General features: G+C 67.7%; 13 protein-coding genes. 9 read left to right on the plus strand and 4 right to left on the minus strand.

Annotated elements, in window-relative coordinates; translation table 11 throughout:
• The first annotated feature begins 11 nt into the window (after positions 1 to 11).
• From BLR29_RS12515 to BLR29_RS12545, 7 genes are all read left to right on the plus strand, one after another.
• The gene (locus tag BLR29_RS12515; RefSeq protein ID WP_092137260.1) at positions 12 to 1,490 is read left to right on the plus strand and encodes a PelD GGDEF domain-containing protein; all 1,479 of its coding nucleotides are present in this window, start codon (positions 12 to 14) and stop codon (positions 1,488 to 1,490) included.
• Between the two features lie 3 nt (positions 1,491 to 1,493).
• Positions 1,494 to 2,483, plus strand: a complete 990-nt coding sequence (locus BLR29_RS12520) for a tetratricopeptide repeat protein (RefSeq protein WP_092137261.1) — start codon at positions 1,494 to 1,496, stop codon at positions 2,481 to 2,483.
• Positions 2,480 to 4,069 (plus strand): GT4 family glycosyltransferase PelF, encoded by a 1,590-nt coding sequence (pelF, locus tag BLR29_RS12525; protein ID WP_092137262.1) that lies wholly within the window; start codon positions 2,480 to 2,482, stop codon positions 4,067 to 4,069. Before BLR29_RS12520 ends, pelF begins: the two co-directional genes overlap by 4 nt.
• 1 nt (position 4,070) lies before the next feature.
• Positions 4,071 to 5,441, plus strand: a complete 1,371-nt coding sequence (pelG, locus tag BLR29_RS12530; RefSeq protein ID WP_092137263.1) for an exopolysaccharide Pel transporter PelG — start codon at positions 4,071 to 4,073, stop codon at positions 5,439 to 5,441.
• A 228-nt stretch (positions 5,442 to 5,669) separates the two neighbouring features.
• Positions 5,670 to 6,392 carry a response regulator transcription factor gene (locus BLR29_RS12535; protein ID WP_092137264.1) on the plus strand — a complete coding sequence of 241 codons (723 nt, stop codon included), beginning with the start codon at positions 5,670 to 5,672 and terminating at the stop codon, positions 6,390 to 6,392.
• A complete protein-coding gene (locus BLR29_RS12540; protein WP_092137265.1) occupies positions 6,385 to 8,088 on the plus strand; it encodes a FecR domain-containing protein in 1,704 nt (567 codons plus the stop codon). The genes BLR29_RS12535 and BLR29_RS12540 overlap by 8 nt, the downstream gene beginning before the upstream one ends.
• Entirely contained in the window at positions 8,063 to 10,486 is a 2,424-nt protein-coding gene (locus BLR29_RS12545; RefSeq protein WP_092137266.1) for a CHASE2 domain-containing protein, read from the plus strand. The genes BLR29_RS12540 and BLR29_RS12545 overlap by 26 nt, the downstream gene beginning before the upstream one ends.
• A gap of 313 nt (positions 10,487 to 10,799) precedes the next feature.
• Here BLR29_RS12545 and BLR29_RS12550 read toward each other — a convergent pair whose 3' ends face one another.
• Both BLR29_RS12550 and BLR29_RS12555 read right to left on the minus strand, forming a co-directional pair.
• A complete protein-coding gene (locus BLR29_RS12550; protein ID WP_092137267.1) occupies positions 10,800 to 11,747 on the minus strand; it encodes an MlaA family lipoprotein in 948 nt (315 codons plus the stop codon).
• Positions 11,748 to 11,843: 96 nt separating this feature from the next.
• A complete protein-coding gene (locus BLR29_RS12555; protein ID WP_092137268.1) occupies positions 11,844 to 14,570 on the minus strand; it encodes a hopanoid transporter HpnN in 2,727 nt (908 codons plus the stop codon).
• A 169-nt stretch (positions 14,571 to 14,739) separates the two neighbouring features.
• Here BLR29_RS12555 and BLR29_RS12560 point away from each other — a divergent pair, with 169 nt between their 5' ends.
• Positions 14,740 to 15,363 (plus strand): MlaC/ttg2D family ABC transporter substrate-binding protein, encoded by a 624-nt coding sequence (locus BLR29_RS12560; protein WP_092137269.1) that lies wholly within the window; start codon positions 14,740 to 14,742, stop codon positions 15,361 to 15,363.
• Positions 15,364 to 15,561: 198 nt separating this feature from the next.
• On the opposite strand, the gene hpnH is transcribed toward BLR29_RS12560, so the two are convergent.
• Entirely contained in the window at positions 15,562 to 16,728 is a 1,167-nt protein-coding gene (gene hpnH / locus BLR29_RS12565; protein ID WP_092137270.1) for an adenosyl-hopene transferase HpnH, read from the minus strand.
• Positions 16,729 to 16,761: 33 nt separating this feature from the next.
• The gene (ispH, locus tag BLR29_RS12570; protein WP_092137271.1) at positions 16,762 to 17,760 is read right to left on the minus strand and encodes a 4-hydroxy-3-methylbut-2-enyl diphosphate reductase; all 999 of its coding nucleotides are present in this window, start codon (positions 17,758 to 17,760) and stop codon (positions 16,762 to 16,764) included.
• Between the two features lie 150 nt (positions 17,761 to 17,910).
• Here ispH and hpnA point away from each other — a divergent pair, with 150 nt between their 5' ends.
• Entirely contained in the window at positions 17,911 to 18,963 is a 1,053-nt protein-coding gene (gene hpnA / locus BLR29_RS12575; RefSeq protein WP_255371219.1) for a hopanoid-associated sugar epimerase, read from the plus strand.
• Positions 18,964 to 18,981 lie beyond the last annotated feature (18 nt).

Raw genomic sequence — 18,981 nt, forward strand, 5'->3', positions numbered from 1 at the left:
GGGTGATACGCGTGGCCAATTCCGTGGAAAAGACGCGCCAGGGGCAGGGAATCGGCCTTGGCGGGCGCTATGCGCGCTGGCTGGCGCCCGCGGTGAGCGGGCCGGCGGCCGTGCTGGAGCTGATCGTCACCATGGTGGTGGCGATGGGGCTCGCGTACCTGGTGCTGCCGCAGAATCCGCTGCTGCTGGGCATGGGCTTTCCCTGGGCCTGGCTGCTGCCGGTCATCCTGGCGCTGCGCTACGGCACGCTGATCGGCGTGGGCGCCGTGCTGATGCTGCTGGGTGGCTGGTTCTTCTTCGAGAGCGTGGGTGCCTACAGCGGAGCGTTCCCGCGCATGTTCTTCCTCGGCGGACTGCTGCTGGTGCTGGTGGCCGGCCAGTTCGGCGACGTCTGGGGCACGCGCCTGGCGCGCGCGCGCGCCGTGAACCGCTACCTGGACGAGCGGCTGGCCGCGCTGACCAAGAACCACTACCTGCTGCGCATTTCCCACGCGCGGCTGGAAAACGATCTGCTGGCCCGTCCGACCACATTGCGCGACACGCTGTCGCAACTGCGTGGCGTGGCGCTGGAGGATGCGGCGCGCGGCCAGATCGCTGGCAACACGGCAGCCGGCCATCTGGCTGGCGCGCAACCGATGCTCCAGGTGGTGGCACAGGCCTGCCAGGTCGAGGCGGCCGCGCTGTATCCGTGCGATGGCGACCACTTGTCCACCGAGGCCGTGGCCAGCATCGGACGATCCTTTTCGCTGGATGTAAACGATCCGCTGGTGAGGCATTGCCTGGATACGCGCACGCTGGCCCATCTGCGCTCCACGGGCCTGCAGCAGGATGCGCAGACCCGCTACGTGGCCGTGGCGCCGGTGCTGGCCGGATCGGACCGCCTGATCGGGGTGCTGGTGGTGGAGCGCATGCCGTTCCTGTCGCTGACCTATGAAAACCTGCAGCTGCTGATGGTGCTGATGGGCTACTACGCCGACGGCGTGGAGCACGCGCACGCCACGCATGGCATCCAGTCGCTGGCGCCGGCCATTCCGTATGCGTTTGCGCTGGACTATGCGCGGCTGTCGCGGCTGCGTCGCGAGACCGGTATCGAAAGCTCGGTGGTGGCACTGGTATTCGATCTCGACGAGGCGCGCGATGCGTTGTTCGAACAGGTGGTGCGCAGCCGTCGCGCGCTGGATGTGGCATGGCCCGCGCGCAGCCAGCGCCAGCGCGCCATGCTGACGCTGATGCCGTTGTCGGACAGCCAGGCCGTATCGGCCTATCTGGTGCGGATCGAGGACATGCTGCGCGCCCAGTTCGGCACCGATTTCGCCACCGCGCATATCGGCGTGTACACGCTGGCGGTGCCGGCCACCGGGGCGGAGGACGCCCTGGTGCGGCTGCTGCAGCGCTGCCAGATCGATGGCGGCAACGGCACGGCGGCCACGGCTGACGCGGCGCCAGGCACCGGCCCGGCGCCGGTTGCCGGCCAGACCCGGGCAAGCTGACGCATGGGCAAGCTGACCATCGGTGGCACCGCCGCCCAGATCGCCGCGCTCACGCTGCTGCTGCGCAGTGGCGGCACGGGGCTGCCGCTGCTGTTGTCGTTCCTGGGGCTGCAGGCCACGGCGGCCGCGCTGCTCGGGCTGGCGCTATGGCGCCTGCTGCCACGGCGCTTCCGCGTGCCGTTTTTCTGGAGCTACCTCTACCTGGCCGCGTTCTGTTTCTTCGTGCCGCTGGGTGGCACGCTGGTGTGCCTGGGCAGCCTGCTGTTCTCCAAACTGTTCCCGGGCAAGCGGGATGCCACCGGCATCGCCTCGGTGGCGCTGCCGGAGTTCGTGACGCACCTGATCCAGCGCGTCACGCACGGCGGCGGCGCGCGGTTGCGCGCCCAGCTCGGCAATACGCGCGCGCCGCTGCCGGAGCGCATGACGGCGCTGGTGGCCATGCAGTCGATGCCCACGCGCACGGCCAGCCCGGTGCTCCGCGAACTGCTGGCGGACAGCACGGACGATATCCGGCTGCTGGCCTACGGCATGCTCGACGGCGCCGAGAAGCAGTTGACGCAGCAGATCCTGGCGGAGCTGCCACGGCTGGAGGCCGCGGACACGCCGCAGGCGCGCGGCGAGATCAACAAACGGCTGGCGGACCTGTACTGGGAGCTGATCTATCAGAACCTGGTGCAGGGCGACGTCTACCGCTACACCGCGAGCCAGGTGGAACGCTACGCCAGCGCGGCACTGGAGATCGACGACAGCAATGCCGCGCTCTGGTATATGCGCGGGCGCCTGGCGCTGGCGCGCAACGCGCCGGGCGAGGCCCGCGAATGGCTCGTGCGCGCCGAGTCGCTCGGCTTCGCGCGCGAGCGCGTGCTGCCGCTGCTGGCGGAAGCCGCCTACCTGGAACGCGACTATGCCGCCGTGCGCAAGCTCATGGCGGCCTTCGACAGTCCTTCGCCGCTCCCGCTGGTGCGGCCCCTCCTGCGGTACTGGCAATCATGAGCGAGATATTGGTCAAGGGCACGTCCGCCGACGTCATGCTGCTGCTGGAGGGCACGTTCCCCTATGTGAGCGGTGGCGTGTCGAGCTGGGTCAACCAGATGATCCGGGCGTTCCCGGAGATCCGCTTCGGCATCGTCTTCATCGGCAGCCGCCGCCAGGACTATGGCGAGATGGTGTACGCGCTGCCCGAGAACGTGGTGCATCTGGAATCCCATTTCCTGTACGACTTTCCACCGCCGCCGATGGTCCATGGCAGCGCCGGCGACGCGAAGGCCTTCGCGAAATCGGACGAACTGCACGAGATCCTGCGCGAGCCGGGCCACGAAGCGCGCGCCGGCGAGCTGATCCGCGAACTGATGCCGCTGCTGCGCGAGGGCGGGGCGTTGTCCAAGGATGCCTTCCTCTACAGCAAGCGCGCCTGGCAGACCATTACGGAGCAATACCGCCAGTTCTGCACGGACCCGTCGTTCACGGACTATTTCTGGACCGTCCGCATCATGCACAAGCCACTCTGGCAACTGGTGCGGATTGCGGAAGGGTTGATCCCGGCCCGCGTCTACCACACCGTGTCCACGGGCTATGCCGGCTTTCTGGGAGCGATGCTGCGCTATCGCAACGCGCGCCCCCTGCTGGTGTCGGAGCACGGCATCTATACCAAGGAACGCAAGATCGACCTGTTCCAGAGCCAGTGGATCCGCGACAACCGCAACGTGTTCGAGCGCGACATCTCCCAGATCAGCTACTTCCGCGAGCTCTGGGTGCGCTTCTTCGAAACGCTGGGCCGCGTCTGCTACGACGCCGGCGACGAGATCGTGGCGCTGTACGAAGGCAATCGCCGCCGCCAGGTGGCGGATGGCGCGCCGGCCGGGCGCACGCGCAACATCCCGAACGGCATCAACCTGCCCCGGCTGGCCGCGCTGCGCGAAAAGCGCGCGCCGGGTGTGCCGCCGGTGCTGTGCCTGATCGGCCGGGTGGTGCCCATCAAGGACATCAAGACATTTATCCGCGCGATGCTGACCGTGGTGCGCGAGTGCCCGGATGCCGAGGGCTGGATCGCCGGACCGGAGGACGAGGATCCGGAATACGCGCGCGAATGCCGCAGCCTGGCGGAAAGCCTGGGCCTGGGCGACAAGGTGAAATTCCTGGGCTTCCAGAAGATCGACGAACTGCTGCCGAAGGTGGGCGTGCTGGTGCTGAGTTCGATTTCCGAGGCGCTGCCGCTGGTGGTGCTGGAGGGCTTTGCGGCCGGCGTGCCATGCGTGACGACGGACGTGGGGTCCTGCCGCGAGCTGATCTTCGGCCTGCCCGGCGAGGATGCGGACCTGGGCGCGGCGGGCGGCGTGGTGCGCATTGCCGACCCGGCCGCGCTGGCCGGCGCGGCGCTGGCGCTGCTGACGGACCCCGCACGCTGGCGGGCGGCGCAGGCCAGCGGCATCGCGCGCGTGGAACGCTACTACACACAGGACCAGATGGTGGGCAGCTATCGCACGCTGTACGAGTCCCTGACGGCATTGCCTGACCACGCGCGGCAGGACGGCGCCGCAGGCGGCAATCCGGCACGGTGCCCGGTCCACGGAGGACGCTGACATGGCAGGCATCGGTTTCGAATTGCGCAAGATGCTCCGGCGGGACAGCCTGTCGGGCATGCTGGGCGCCTATGCCTACGCCGGCGTGATCAGCTCGGGCCCGTGGGTGCTGTCGATCCTCGGCATCCTGCTGATCGGCCTGCTTTCCATCGGGTTCGTGGTGCCCGGCCTGCTGATCACGCAGTTCCAGGTTTCCGTGACCTACCTGATCGCCTGCAGCCTGATCCTGACCGGGCCGATGCAGCTCTCGTTCACGCGCTTCACGTCGGACCGCCTGTTCGAGCGCCGCGATCACCTGGTGCTGTCGAACTACCACGCGGTGGCGCTGCTTTCCACGGCGCTGGCGGGGACGATCGGCCTGGCCTGCGCGGTGTGGGCCTTCCCGGAGCAGTCCGTGCTGTACCGGCTGCTGATGATCGCGGGCTTCGTGATCATGAGCAATATCTGGATCGCCGCGATCTTCCTGTCCGGGATGAAGCAGTACAAGGCCATCGTGTGGACGTTCTTCGTCGGCTACACCATCACGGTGCTGGCCGCGCTGGGGCTGCGCGGCCACGGCCTGGAAGGGCTGCTGGCCGGCTTCGTGGCGGGGCAGCTTTGCCTGCTGGTGGGCATGATCACGCTGATCTACCGCAACTACACCAGCCAGCGCTTCATCTCGTTCGAAGTCTTCCAGAAGCGCCATGCGTACCCGAGCCTGGTGGTGATCGGCCTGTTCTACAACCTGGGGATCTGGCTGGACAAGTTCATGTTCTGGTACGCGCCGTCCACGGGCCAGCAGGTGATCGGCCCGCTGCATGCGTCCATCATCTACGACATCCCGGTCTTCCTGGCCTACCTGGCGATCATCCCCGGCATGGCCGTGTTCCTGGTGCGGATCGAGACGGACTTCGTCGAGTACTACGACGCGTTCTACAACGCGGTGCGCGGCGGCAGCTCGCTGGAGCATATCGAGGACATGCGCAACACGATGGTCCAGACCATCCGCCTGGGGCTGTACGAGATCGTGAAGGTACAGGCCATCGCCGCGCTGCTGCTGTTCGTGGTGGGGCGCTGGGTCCTGGGCCTGCTGGGGATCTCCGAGCTCTACCTGCCCCTGCTCTATGTGGACGTGATCGGCGCCAGCCTGCAGGTGGTGCTGCTGGGCGTGCTGAACATCTATTTCTACCTGGATCGCCGCCGCGAGGTGCTGCTGCTGACCGGTACGTTCGTCGTGCTGAACTTCGTGCTGACGCGGCTGACGCTGGCGCTGGGGCCGGCGTGGTATGGCTACGGTTTCGCGGTGTCGCTGCTGATCGTGGTGGCGCTGTCCCTGTACCTGCTGGACCGCAAGCTGGACCGGCTGGAATACGAAACCTACATGCTGCAATAGGGGGAATCATCGCCGGGTCGCCGCGCCCGGGGCGGTGGGGTGGCGGTGGGGCGGCTCCGTCACGTTTTTCGTCTGTCAAGGATCGCTTACGCCCGCAAGGGCACGGCATCGCGGCACGGTTGCAACACCTGCGGCGACCCCCTCTAATGTAGCCTCGACGCAGCGTGCCGCGTTTGGGTAACATGGCGCCGCCGAGCCCGACCCAGGCCGCAGTCAACAGAGGGAAGTATGAGAATTGCCTCCGTGGAGGACGACGTCAGCCAGGCCGAACAGATTGTCCAGTTGCTCGATGAGGCCGGTTTTACCTGTGCGAGCTTTGCCACCGGGTCCGCGTTCCTGCGCGCGTTGCGCGACCAGGCGTTCGACCTGCTGATCATGGACTGGCAACTGCCGGATGTGAGCGGCTACGAGGTGGTCAGCTGGGTCCGCCAGCATTCCGGCCGCCTGCCGCCCATCCTGTTCCTGACCAGCCGCATGGAGGAGGCCGATATCGTCGCGGGCCTCGCCATCGGCGCCGACGACTACCTGGCCAAGCCCATCCGTCCGGGCGAATTCATTGCGCGCGTCCGGGCGCTGTTGCGCCGCGCGTATCCCGACGCCGCGCATGACGACCAGCTGATCCGCCAGGGCGACTACGTCATCGACGTGCGCCGGCGCGTCATCATGCTGTCGGGACTCAATATCGAACTGTCCCCGCGCGAATTCGACCTCGCGCTGTTCCTGTTCCGCAATATCGGCCGCCTGCTGTCGCGCGATGTGATCGAGCAGGCCGTCTGGGGCCGCGCCATGGAGGCCGGGTCCCGCACCCTCGACACCCATATCTCGCGGCTGCGTATCAAGCTGGCGCTGCGGCCGGACCACGGCGTGCGGCTGATGTCGGTGTATTCGCACGGCTACCGTTTTGAAGAGGTTGCTGCCGCGCCCGTCATGATCGGACGTGCCAATGCGTAGCGCGCGGCGGTGGCTCGCCCGCGCGCTGCTGTGCGGGGCGATGGCCGGCGCCAGCCTGCCGGGTGGAGTGCTCGCCGGCCCGGCTGGCGCGCAAGGCGACGACTTCATCTACGAGGTGGAGCCCGGCGACACCCTGATCGGGCTGGCCGCGCGCTACATGGCCGGCCCCGATGGCTGGCGCCTGCTGCAATCGGTCAATCGCGTGCCCGATCCGTACCGGCTGGTGCCGGGGTCCCGCATCCGCATTCCGCTGTCACAGATTCCCGTCACCCCGGCCACCGCACGCGTGTCGTTCGTGCGCGGACAGGTGCGTGCCGACGGTGCGCCGCTGCGGGCCGGTGCCATGCTGGCGGAATCGGCGCGGATCGAGACCGGCGCCGACGGCACCGCCACGCTGGAATTGCCGGATGGCAGCCGCGTGGTCCTGCCGCCGTCGACCACCGCGCAGGTGCGGCGTTTGCGCAAGTTCTCGCGCAGCGGGCTTACCGATACCGTGATCGGCGTCGAGCGCGGTGCGGCGGAATCGCGCGTGGCGCCAAACGGTGGCGGCGTGGGCCGCTACGAGATGCGTACACCGCTGATGGTGACGGGCGTGCGCGGCACGCGCTATCGCGTGACGGCGGACGCGGAGGGTAGCCGCAGCGAGGTCCTGGAAGGCAAGGTGGGCGTGGGCGCGGGCCGCCAGCCGGACAATACGGTGGCCGTGGCGGCCGGGTATGGCGTGGGCGTGTCGCCGGCCGGCCGGGTTTCCAGTCCGGCCGCGCTGTTGCCCGCACCGGTGGTGGCGCCCGTGCCGATGCCGGTGCTCGGTGCCAGCCTGACGGTGCGATGGTCGCCGGTGAAGGGCGCCGTCGCCTACCGCGTGGGCGTGACGCGCGATGCCGCGCTGACGGAATGGATCTCCTCGGGCCAGGTGGACGCGCCCGAGGCCATGCTCTCCGGGTTGCCGGAAGGCCCGCTGTACCTGGTCGTCAACGCCATCGCGCAGGACCAGTTGACGGGGCTGCCCGGCGTGAGACCTTTCACGGTTCGCCTCAGTCCGCCGCCGCCGTTCACGCTGGCGCCGCAACCGGACGGCACGCAGCATGGCGGTCCGGTGACCTTCCGCTGGGCTGGGGTGGACGCCGCCGCCGGCTATGAACTGGCGGTGGCGGCAGACAAGGCATTCACGCAGCACGCCGATATTTCGCGCATGGACGTTGTGGAAGCCCGCCATACGCTGCCCATCGGCCAGTGGTGGTGGCGCGTGCGGTCGATCGACGCGCAGGGCCAGCCGGGTCCGTGGGGCGAGTCGCTGGCCATCGCGGTGGCGCCCGCGCCCCCGGTGCCGGCTCCGGAGGACGATGGCCGGACGTTGCGCGTCCGCTGGCCCGCTGGTGCGGCGGGCGCGGCGGCGCAGGATGGCCCGGCCACCAGCACCGGCGCCACGGGATACGTGGTGCAGATGTCCGCCGACGCAGGCTTCGCGTCCGACGTCGTCACGCGGCGCACGGCAAGCAATGACGTGACGCTGCCGCGTCCGGCGCCCGGCACCTACTACGTTCGCGTGGCGCGCGATGCCGGCCGGCCCGTGCCGCCCACGGAGGCGTTTTCGGCGGCGCAACGTATCGACATCCTTCAGGTCCTGCGCGATGCGCGGGGCAGCGCCATCGTCATGGGTGGCGAGGGCCATGGTGTTCGCCTCGGTGTTCAGTAGACCCGGGGCGGTGCGATTCCGCCGCCGTACCCTGGTCGAATGGGCGCTGCTCCTGGCCGCGGTGATGGTGGTGACCGCCGTGGTCGCGCGCTACGAGTGGTTCGCGCGGGCGGACCTGGCGGTACTGGACCTGGCCGTGGCCAGCCAGGCGCATCCGGCGCGCGACGACATCGTGATCGTCGCCGTGGACGATGCCAGCATCAATGCGCTGGGCCGCTGGCCGTGGCGACGGTCGGTGCTGGCCGCGCTGATCGACCGCATCGCCGCCGACAAGCCGCAAGTCATCGGCATGGACGTGATCCTGTCCGAAGCCGATACGCGCTACCCGACCGACGACGCCGCACTGGCGCGCAGCCTGGCGCGCGCCGGCAACGTGATCCTGCCCGTGGTGGCGGAATCCGGCCCGGACGGCCCGACCATGCGCGGGCCGATGGACGGATTCGGTGCGGGGATGGGGCATATCAACCTGGTGGTCGATGCGGACGGGCTGGCGCGGCAGGTCTATCTGCGCGAAGGCGACGACGATGCGCGGCCGGTCTGGCACTTCGCGGCGGCCATGGCGGCGTTCGGGCACGCTTCGCCAGCGACGCTGGATTCCTGGCGTCACGAACCCGCCCGGCGCGTGGACGCCGCCGGCTGGATCAGTCACGACCGCCTGCGGATTCCGTTTGCCGGGCCGCCGGGAACATTCACGCGCGTGTCGGTGCTGGACGTCCTGACGGGCCAGGTCGGGGCAGGGTACTTCCGTGGCAAGTCCGTGATCGTCGGGGCGATGGCCACGGGGCTGGGCGACGTGTTCCCGACGCCGGTGTCGCGCGACGGGCGCGGCATGAGCGGCGTGGAGATCCTGGCCAACACGCTGCAGGCGCTGGTGGACGGCGATGGCATCGTCGCGGTGCCGCCCGCCGTGTTCTGGACCGGCACGATGCTGCCTGTGCTGCTGGCTGCGTGGGCGGCGTTGCTGCTGACCCCGCGCGATGCGCTGCTCGCGACCGGCCTGCTGGTGATGGCGCTGGTGGGCGGCAGCCTGTTGCTGGTGGGGCAGGCGCACCTGTGGTTCGCGCCCTCGGCCGGCGTGCTCGGATGCCTGCTGGTCTATCCGCTCTGGAGCTGGCGCCGGCAGGAGGCAGCCTTGCGTTTCCTGTCGGAGGAACTGGGGCGGCTGGCGCTGGAACCCGGGCTGTTGCCGTTGCGGACGCGTCCCGACCATTCGCTCGATGGCCGCATGCTGGCTGTCTACGGCATGACCGCGCGCCTGCGGGACATGCGCCGCTTCCTGTCGGACGGCCTGGAAAGCCTGCCCGAGGCCACGGTGATCTGCAATCTGGATGGCGGCATCCTGGTGGCCAACCGGCGCGCGGTGGCGCTGGCGCCCGCGGTGCTGAGCGGTATCAACGGACTGCCGCAGGACGGCGCGGGCGACGGCCCCGGTGCCCATGCCGATGCCTATGGCGGACTGGATCGGCCGGGCCTGCCGGACATCATCGAGTCATTGTTCCCGGTGCCGGGCCCGGGGCTCGTCTACTGGGATGCGCTGTGCGCGGTGATGGAGTCCGACGCGCCGGTCATGTCTTCCGCCGATTCGCACGGCGTGGAGCTGGCCACGGAGGACGATCGCCGCTACCTGCTGCACGGTGCGCCGCTGCACGGCGAGGCGGGCCGGCCGGCCGGCGTGATCGTCAGCCTGATCGATATCACCGCGGTGCGCCGCGCCGAGCGCCAGCGCGAGCAGACCTTGCACTTCCTCTCGCACGACATGCGTTCGCCACAGGCTTCCATCCTGGCGCTGATCGACCTGCAATCGCGTCCGGAGCGGGCCCTGCCGCAGGACCAGCTGCTCGGCCGGATCGGCGAGCACGCGCACCGCACGCTGGCGCTGGCGGACGACTTCATCCGGCTGGCGCAGGCGGAATCCCAGAATCTGGTGTTTGCCGAAGTCGACCTGGCCACGCTGGTGATGGATGCCACCGATGAACTTTGGGCGCTGGCCAAGGCGCGCGGCATCGAATTGCAACTGGACATGGATGCCGACTGTGCGCCGCTGCGCGCGGCGCCGGTGCTGCTGGTGCGCGCTATCGCCAACCTGGTCAGCAATGCGATCAAGTTCGGCCCGCCCGGCCAATCCGTGGTGGTGCGGTTGCGGCGCGTGGGGCCGTACATGGCCATCGACGTGGAGGACAAGGGGCCGGGGATTCCGCGCGAGGCGCAGTCCCGGCTGTTCCGGCCGTTCAGCCGCGTTCACCATGCCGGTGCCGATGCGCCCGGGGGCAGCGGATTGGGGCTGGTGTTCGTGAAGACGGTGGCGGAGCGTCATGGCGGCCGCGTCACCGTGGCCAGCGAGGCGGGCGCCGGCGCGACATTCACCATCCTGTTGCCGCGTCGTAGCCGTATCAGCTAGAGCGCGGATCGTTTCGCGCAGCCGGTTGCCGACACAATTGTTGGCAGTTGGTTTTGCAAAAATTGCCTACGATCTGCGGGTCGCGGACACCGCATCCGCGATTTTGTGTCCGCGTCGGTCTACGGCGCGGACACAGCTTTTTCTGTCGACCCTGGCAAGGCGCACTCGGCAGACTCCCCTCGGCAGACCCCCTTCGGTGACCCCTTCGGTGACCCCTTCGGTGGCCCCTTCGGAAGACCCCCATGCGGGGCGGCCTTGTATCCCCCGTGTCAGCGACTCGGCACTTCCCTCGGCGCTTCCCTCGGTACCTCCGTTACTTGGCTGGCTCCGGTGCAGGTGTGGCGGCCGGCGCAGGTGCGGCCGGTTCCGCTGCGGTGCCGGAGGCTTCCGGCTTGCCCGGTGCGTCCGGCGTGGAGGGTGTTGAGGGCTTTGCGGGCGCGGTCGGTGTGGAGGGCGTAGACGGCGTGGCGGGGGTAGACGGCGACGGCGTGCCCGGAGTCGCACCCGTGTCTTCATCTTCCTCGTACGACGGCAACTGATTGCTGCCCTCGCCCAGCAGGTACCGACGGCGTTGCAGGTAGCCGTCGCGCACGAAGGCGTACTTGTCCAGCGCGGCCTGCGAGAGCAGGTCCGTGGCGCCGAGCAGGTTGGTCCGTACGTTGATCACGTTGACCCCGAACAGCGAATTGCGCCACGCGGGGTCGAGGTAGTGGGCCGGATCGAGGTAGAACTGGCCTGCCAGCCCGATGCCATCACGGATCGAGCTGGGGCCGAACAGCGGCAGGACCAGGTACGGACCGGACGGGAAACCCCATGTGCCCAGCGTCAGCCCGAGATCCTGCGAGTGGCGTTGCAGGCCGGCCGGCGTGGCGATGTCGATCAGGCCGCCGATGCCGAGCACCGAGTTGATCGCCACCCGCATCAGGCTTTCCGCCGCGTCCGTGCCCTTGCCTTGCAGCACGTTGTTGGCGAAGTTGCCCACGTCCGACAGGTTCGCGAAGAAATTTGTCACCGCGATGCGTACGGGCTCCGGTGTGACCGCCTTGTAGCCCTTGGCGAGCGGCACGGCCACGTACTCATCCGCCTTGTCGTTGACCGTGAACACCACGCGGTTCATCGGCTCCAGCGGATCGTCCGGATTGGCTTGCGGGCCGGTGGCGCAGCCGGTGGAGATCACGGCGAGCGCGGCAACGGCCAGCGCATTGGCAAACGGGGCGGGGCGCGCCGGCACGGCGCGCTTCTGTGAGAAACGGGAGAGCATGGTGAGACGGATGTTCTTTTGGTGACTTGTTATGGGGCCAGCCGCCGTGACTTCAAGCGTCAGATTCGGACGGTAACGATACCGGATTGCCGGGACTTACCGCCTGGTATTTCCGTTGTCTGGTCCACCATGGTTATCGGCGGAATTTCCCATGGTCGTAGCCACCGTCAAGGGGGGCAGCGACGGGCCGAGCGGATCGACCCGCCCGGTGGAGAGTCTGCGTGGACGCCCCATCAGGATCGGCTGGAAGAACACCGCGCCCGCCAGCGTGCAGAACAGCGCCAGCGCCAGCAGCTTGCCCATGCTGGCCGTGCCAGGGTGGTGGGATAGCCAGAGGCTGCCGAAGGCCGTGGCCGTGGTGGCCGCGCTGTAGAGCACGGCATGCGTCAGGCTCGATTGCAGCAGCTTGGTCTTGCCGTGGCGCCAGGCAATCACGTAGTAGATCTTGAAGGCGACGCCAATCCCCAGCAGCAGTGGCAGCGCAATCACGTTGGCGAAGTTCAGGGCGATGCCGAACACCACGCAGAGCTCCAGCGTGACGATGGCCGAGACCAGCAGCGGGATCAGCGTGCGCAGCACATCGCTGATGCGGCGCAGTGTGATCCAGAGCAGTACCGCGATCGACAGCACGGCCCACAGCCCGGCATGGCCGAACGCGGTCATGATGGTGTCCGCCGAGCCCTTGATGGCGATGGGGCCGCCGGTGGCATCGGGCTGGACGCGGGCCATCACCTCCAGGAATCGGTTGAGCGCGATCTGCCGGGCATCGTCATTCTTCGCGCCCGGCGGCGGCAGCCTGGGGCTGACGCTGACCAGCGCGCGTCCGTCGGGCGCCAGCCAGTCGCGCACCAGATCGGGCGGCAGCGTTTGCAGCGTGATGGGCTCCGGCTGCAGTGCGCGTTGCAGCTTGGCCAGCGCCAGCCGCAGTGGCAGGGCGATGGCCCGTTCCGCGCGGTCGCGCGTGGCGGCGTCGGCGTCGGCCAGCTTCTTGAGCCCCCGGGACAGGTGCTCGGCGGCGGCGGCGCCCGGACCGGGGTGGTCCTCGGCGGCCAGGGCCAGCTGCCGCGACGCATTGCGCAGCGAGGCGACACGCCGCGCGTCGTCGGCCGGCTCGGACGGCGTCTGCGTGAGGGACGGCATCAGCGTCTTGGCCATGCCCGCGATGGCGGCCAGCTTGGCTGGCTGATCGTCCGGGGTGAACGTTTGCAGCGTGACCACGCGCTCGACTTCGGGCAGGGCGCGCAGTCTGGCATCGATCTGCCCGGCTGCGGCCAGCGACGGCGCGAGAACCTTGACGTCATCGGTGCCGGCCTGCGGCGCATCCTTCAGCGCGAGCAGCGTCGACATCGACTCGGAGTGCGGGTCCTTCAGGTGCAGCGGGTCGAAGTCAAAGCGCAGATGGGGCAGCAGCGGGGCACCCGCCAGAATCGTGCCGAGCACGCCTACCAGCACGCCCTTGCGGTGGCGCTCGAAGAACGTGTCGGCGGACGCCAGCCAGGCAAAACCGGGGGCCTCGTTTTCGCCCGGCGGGGCGAGCACGCGAATCAGGGCCGGCAGCAGCGTGAACGTGGTGCCAAACGCGATGAACATGCCGACGCCGGCGATCTTGCCAAGCTCGGCCACGCCCCGGTAGTCGGTGGGCAGGAAGCAGAAGAATGCCGCCGCCGTGGCCGCCGCCGCCAGCGTGAGCGGCGTGCCCACGTCTCGCGCGGTCAGCGTGAGCGCGGTGACGAGGTCGTCGTGCTCGTGCCGCTCGGCCCGATAGCGCACGCCAAACTGGATGCCGAAGTCCACCCCCAGGCCGACGAACAGCACCGCGAACGCGACCGAGATCATGTTCAGCGCGCCGACCATCATCAGGCCCAGCGCCGCCGTCATCAGCAGGCCGGAAATCAGGCTGGCCAGCACGGCCAGGATCAGGCGGCCCGAGCGCAGCGCCATCCACAGGATGCCGATGACCACGACCAGCGTCAGCACGCCGTTGAGCACCGCGCCATCGCTGACGGACGCGAACTCGTCATCGGCCAGCGGCTGCGGGCCGGTCAGGCGCACCACGGCGCCGTAGCGTTCCTCGAGCTTGAGGCTGGCGGCGGCGGCGCGGATGGTGTCGCTGGCGCCGGCGCCGGCCTGCAGGTCGCTGAAGTCGAGCACCGGCGAGAGCGTGACAAAGCTGAAGGCGCGTCCGTCGGCATTGGGTTTGAGGCCGTCATCGACCAGGCCGAGCCAGGACAGCGCCACGGGCTTCTTCGCCAGCACGCCGTCGACGGTGGTGGCGCTGGCCGCGAGCAGCTTTTCCATGTCCCCCAGCTTGACCTGGCCGAGCTGCAGCGGCAGGGTCAGCGTGGTCGTCAGCAGGTCGGCCAGGCCGCGCAGGGTGGGGTCATGGGCCAGGCTGTTGATGAGCGGGCGGGCCTGCGTCAGCTTCTCCGCCATGTCGTTGACCGTGGCGGTGTCGGCAAACAGCAGGCCATTGCGTTCGAAGAACGGGCCGGAGCCGGGCTGGCCTACGGCACGAAACCGCTTGGTCTGCTGGCGCAGCGCATCGGCCAGCTCATTGGCGGCGGCATCGGCCAGTTCCTTGGCGGGCGCCTGCACGACGGCCAGGATCATCTTGTCCCGTTGGGGGAAGGCCTCGCTGATGGCGGCGTCGTTCCTGGCCCACGGCGCGTCCGATTCCAGCAGGCGGCTGATATCGGTGTTGATGGCGAAATTGCGGGCCACGTAGATGCCACTGCCGACGGTCAGCAACAAGGCAATACCGATCACGGTCCAGGCGCGGACGGTGGCGAATTTGACGGTACGGGTCAGCAGCGATCTGATCATGTGCGTTGAGTCATCAGCGCCGGGCAAGGGCCGGGCGCAGGGGGCAGCAGCCCGGAGTATAGCGGTTGGCGGGCAGGGTGCCGCGTGCGTCATGCGGCCGGCCCGGTTGCGATCCGCTATATACTGGGCCGACTGGCCGATTGGTCGACACCTATAGCATCAGATCGTTATGAACCGACACGGATTCCTTACCGCTGCCGTCATCGCTCCCATCGCCGCCGTGATGGTGGTGTCCACCGCCCATGCACAGACCAGCGCGTCACCTGACAAGCTCGTGCAATCGGCCGTGGAGGGCGTGATCACCAAGATCAAGTCAGATCCGGAGACGCGCAGCGGAGACCTTGCAAAAATTACCGCCGTGGTCCAGCGCGAGTTCCTGCCCTACACCGACTTTGGCCGCACCACGCGGCTGGCGCTGGGCAACACCTGGAAGCAGGCTACCCCAGAGCAGCAAAAAAAGCTCCAGGAGCAATTCACTGCACTCCTGGTCCGCAGCTACGCGGTGTCGCTGTCCCAACTGCGCGACCAGAGCCCCAAGTTCACCTATAAACCGGCCGCCGCCGGCAGCAATGCCAATGACGCGGTCGTCGCCACGCGCGTGCTTAACAACGGCGACGAGATGCTGATCGACTACCGGCTGCAGCGTGGCGCCAATGGCTGGAAGATCTACGACATCAACATGATGGGCGCCTGGCTGATCGAGGTGTATCGCAAGCAATTCGCGGACATCGTGGCACGCGACGGCGTGGACGGCCTGGTGGCGTACCTGACCAAACACAACGCGCGGCCCTAAGTCCCCCACATCCGCCGGCTGTTGCAGAGATTGCCGGCCGGAAAAACATGAAGCCGTCCTGACGACAAACGTAGTCAGGACGGCTTCATGCCATTTGTGGCGGGAGCGGCACGTGATTCGGGCGGGGGCACCCTGGAAATGGAAACGGGCCGCACGAGACACGTGGTCTCGTGCGGCCCGCTATCGCTACCCGTTTTCTTAATGAGTGGCTTGGGCTTGGGCCGCTTCCGCGCGGCTACCCTGGGCTTTCTTCAGGTTGCCGATCTCGGACAGCTTGATCTCGACGTGGCGCGAGAACACGTAGTCCGCGGGGCGCTGCTTGTCGAGCGAAATGTCCGGCGCCATCGGGCCCTCGGTCCGCACGCCGCGCAGGCTCACGCCGAGCGCCTTCAGCGGATGCGAGAAGGTGTCGGCCACGGCCGTGGCTTCGAAGCCGCTGTGCACCATGCAATCGGCGCACTTTTCGTAGTGGCCGACGCCGTAGGCGTCCCAGTCGGTCTCTTCCATCAGTTCCTTGAAGGTCTTCACATAACCTTCGCCCACCAGGTAGCACGGACGCTGCCAGCCGAACACGGTGCGGGCCGGGTTGCCCCACGGCGTGCACTTGTAGGTCTGGTTGCCGGCCAGGAAGTCCAGGAACATCGTGGACTGGCTGAACGCCCAGTTCTTGCCGGCGCGGCCGCGCGACAGAATGTCGCGGAAGAGTTGCTTGGTCTTGTTGCGGTTCAGGAAGTGCTGCTGGTCCGGGGCGCGCTCGTATGCGTAGCCCGGGGAGACGGTGATGCCGTCCACGCCCATTGCCTTCACGGAGTCGAAGAACTTCGCCACGCGGTCCGGCTTGGCGTCGTTGAACAGCGTGCAGTTGATGTTCACGCGGAAGCCACGTTCCTTGGCCAGACGGATCGCCTCGACGCAGCGGTCGTAGACGCCTTCCTGGTTCACGGAATGGTCGTGCATCTCACGGTCGCCATCCAGGTGGATGGACCAGACGAAATACGGGCTGGGCTTGTACTGGTCGATCTTCTTTTCCAGCAGCAGCGCGTTGGTGCACAGGTAGACAAAGCGCTTGCGCGCGATGATGCCGCGCACGATCTCGGGCATGTCCTTGTGCAGCAGCGGCTCGCCGCCGGCGATCGACACCACGGGGGCGCCGCATTCGTCCACGGCCTCCAGGCATTCCTGCACCGACAGGCGCTGGTTGAGGATGGGGTCCGGATAATCGATCTTGCCGCAGCCCGAGCAGGCCAGGTTGCAGCGGAACAGGGGCTCAAGCATCAGGGCGAGCGGGTAGCGCTTTTGCCCGGACAGGTGCTTGCGTGCGATGTAGGTGCCTACGCGGGCAACCTGCAGAAACGGAATGGCCAAGGGGTGCTTCCTGTGAGGGTTCAGCGTTGCGATTCAGCCTGCCGCCGTCTGGTCGGCAAGGCGCGTATCGCTCTTTTCGGTTGTCTTTCTGGCCGGCGCGGCCAGGCTAGCGTCGGCCAGTTCGGCCGGCAGGCGGAATTCGGCATGTTCCTCGATGCCTTCCATGGTCGATACATCGACCGGACCGAGGCGGCGCAATGCCGCGATGACGTCTTCCACCATTTCCTCGGGCGCCGAGGCTCCCGCGGTAATGCCGACGACGTTCGCGTCCCGCACCCAGGCGGGATCGAGTTCGCTGCCGTCGGCGATCAGGTAACTCGGCACACCGCTTTCCGTGCCGATTTCACGCAGCCGGTTGGAATTGGAGCTGTTCGTGGCGCCAATCACGAGAATGACGTCCACATGGGCGGACAATTCGCGCACCGCGGTCTGGCGGTTCTGCGTGGCGTAGCAGATATCGCGCGTATTCGGGCCTACCAGGTTGGTAAAGCGCCGGCCAAGCGCCGCAATGATATTACGGGTGTCGTCAACCGACAACGTAGTTTGCGTGATATAGGCTGCTGGCGCGTCGGTCGGCAGCTCCAGTCTTTCCACGTCGGCTTCGTTCTGGACCAGGATGACCTTGCCAGGAATCTGGCCCATCGTGCCTTCCACTTCCGGGTGCCCCGCGTGACCGATCAGTATCACGTGGCGGCCGGCGGCGGCGTACTGGCGGCCTTGGGTATGGACCTTGATGACGAGGGGGCAGGTGGCGTCGATGGCGTGCAGCTCGCGGCGCTGGGCATCCGCCACCACTTCGCGCGACACCCCGTGGGCACTGAAAATGGTGACTGCGCCACTGGGGACTTCTTCCAGTTCCTCGACGAACCGGGCGCCCTTTTGCCTGAGGCCTTCGACGACGTGCTTGTTGTGTACGATCTCGTGTCGCACGTAAACGGGGGCGTGGTGCTTCACGAGGGCGCGGTCGACGATTTCAATCGCGCGGACCACGCCTGCACAGAAGCCCCGAGGCTGGGCAAGAATCACCTGCATAGAGACGGCCCCCCGACCCTTTTACAAATATTGAACATCTGAAATTGGTATTCCGGCATCACTTTTGCGGCTCACGGTGGTTACTATATACCGGTGCCGATTTTCTTGTCTGGCGCGTTGGCCGTGGCCAACACCGTTTTTTCGGCCCGAATGGGCCGTTATGGCAACATCAACGGCCAGAAACCGCTAATAGAAGACAGGGGATTTGAAATTAACAATTGCATTTTGGTGACCGGTGCGTCGGGCTTCCTGGGTTCGTCTGTGATGCGACAGGCACTCGACCGGGGCTTCCAGGTCCGGGTGCTGGTGCGCGCCACCAGCCCGCGCGCCAACCTGACGGGCCTGCCAGTGGAGGTGGTCGAGGGCGATATGCGCGACGCGGCGTCCATGGCCCGCGCGATGGATGGCGTGCGCTACCTGTTCCACGTGGCGGCCGATTACCGTCTCTGGGCGCCAGATCCCGAGGAAATCGTGCGATCGAACGTCGACGGCACGGTGACCGTGATGACGGCGGCACGCCAGGCCGGAGTGGAGCGCATTGTCTATACCAGCAGCGTCGCGACCCTTCGCGTGGCCGGTGCCACGGCGCCCGTGGACGAGACGGCGGCGATGGCTGGCCACGAGGCCATTGGCGCCTACAAACGCAGCAAGGTGCTGGCGGAGCGGGAGGTCGAGCGCATGGTGGCCGAGGGGCTGCCGGCCGTGATCGTGAATCCGTCGACGCCGATCGGCCCGCGAGATGTGCGGCCCACGCCGACCGGCCGGATCATCGTCGAGGCGGCCACCGGCAAGATCCCGGCCTTCGTGGATACGGGACTGAACCTGGCGCACGTGGATGACGTGGCAACCGGCCACTTCCTGGCGCTGGATCGCGGCAAGGTAGGCGAGCGCTACATCCTTGGCGGGCAGGACGTGACGCTTCAGCAGATGCTGCATGACATCGCGCAAATGACGGGCCGCAAGGCGCCGACCATTCAACTGCCGCGCTGGCCGCTGTATCCGCTGGCCCGCGCGGCCGAAACCGTGGCGCGCTTTACCGGCAAGGAGCCGTTCGTGACCGTTGACGGCCTGAAGATGTCGCAATACCGGATGTTCTTCACCTCGGCCAAGGCCCAGCGCGAACTCGGCTACGCGCCCCGGCCCTATCAGCAAGGCCTGCGCGACGCACTCGACTGGTTCCGCCAGGCGGGTTATCTCAAATAAGAGGTCGCCTCGAAAAGA

The organism is Cupriavidus sp. YR651 (assembly GCF_900101625.1).
In the GTDB taxonomy this organism is placed as follows: domain Bacteria; phylum Pseudomonadota; class Gammaproteobacteria; order Burkholderiales; family Burkholderiaceae; genus Cupriavidus.

Excerpts from the sequence above, each read along its gene's own strand:
- BLR29_RS12540 (WP_092137265.1), top strand. The coding sequence starts at position 6,385 with ATGCGTAGCGCGCGGCGGTGGCTCGCCCGCGCGCTGCTGTGCGGGGCG.
- BLR29_RS12560 (WP_092137269.1), top strand. The coding sequence starts at position 14,740 with ATGAACCGACACGGATTCCTTACCGCTGCCGTCATCGCTCCCATCGCC.
- BLR29_RS12520 (WP_092137261.1), top strand. The coding sequence starts at position 1,494 with ATGGGCAAGCTGACCATCGGTGGCACCGCCGCCCAGATCGCCGCGCTC.
- BLR29_RS12550 (WP_092137267.1), bottom strand. The coding sequence starts at position 11,747 with ATGCTCTCCCGTTTCTCACAGAAGCGCGCCGTGCCGGCGCGCCCCGCC.
- pelF (WP_092137262.1), top strand. The coding sequence starts at position 2,480 with ATGAGCGAGATATTGGTCAAGGGCACGTCCGCCGACGTCATGCTGCTG.
- hpnA (WP_255371219.1), top strand. The coding sequence starts at position 17,911 with ATGGGCCGTTATGGCAACATCAACGGCCAGAAACCGCTAATAGAAGAC.
- pelG (WP_092137263.1), top strand. The coding sequence starts at position 4,071 with ATGGCAGGCATCGGTTTCGAATTGCGCAAGATGCTCCGGCGGGACAGC.
- BLR29_RS12545 (WP_092137266.1), top strand. The coding sequence starts at position 8,063 with ATGGTGTTCGCCTCGGTGTTCAGTAGACCCGGGGCGGTGCGATTCCGC.
- BLR29_RS12555 (WP_092137268.1), bottom strand. The coding sequence starts at position 14,570 with ATGATCAGATCGCTGCTGACCCGTACCGTCAAATTCGCCACCGTCCGC.
- BLR29_RS12535 (WP_092137264.1), top strand. The coding sequence starts at position 5,670 with ATGAGAATTGCCTCCGTGGAGGACGACGTCAGCCAGGCCGAACAGATT.
- ispH (WP_092137271.1), bottom strand. The coding sequence starts at position 17,760 with ATGCAGGTGATTCTTGCCCAGCCTCGGGGCTTCTGTGCAGGCGTGGTC.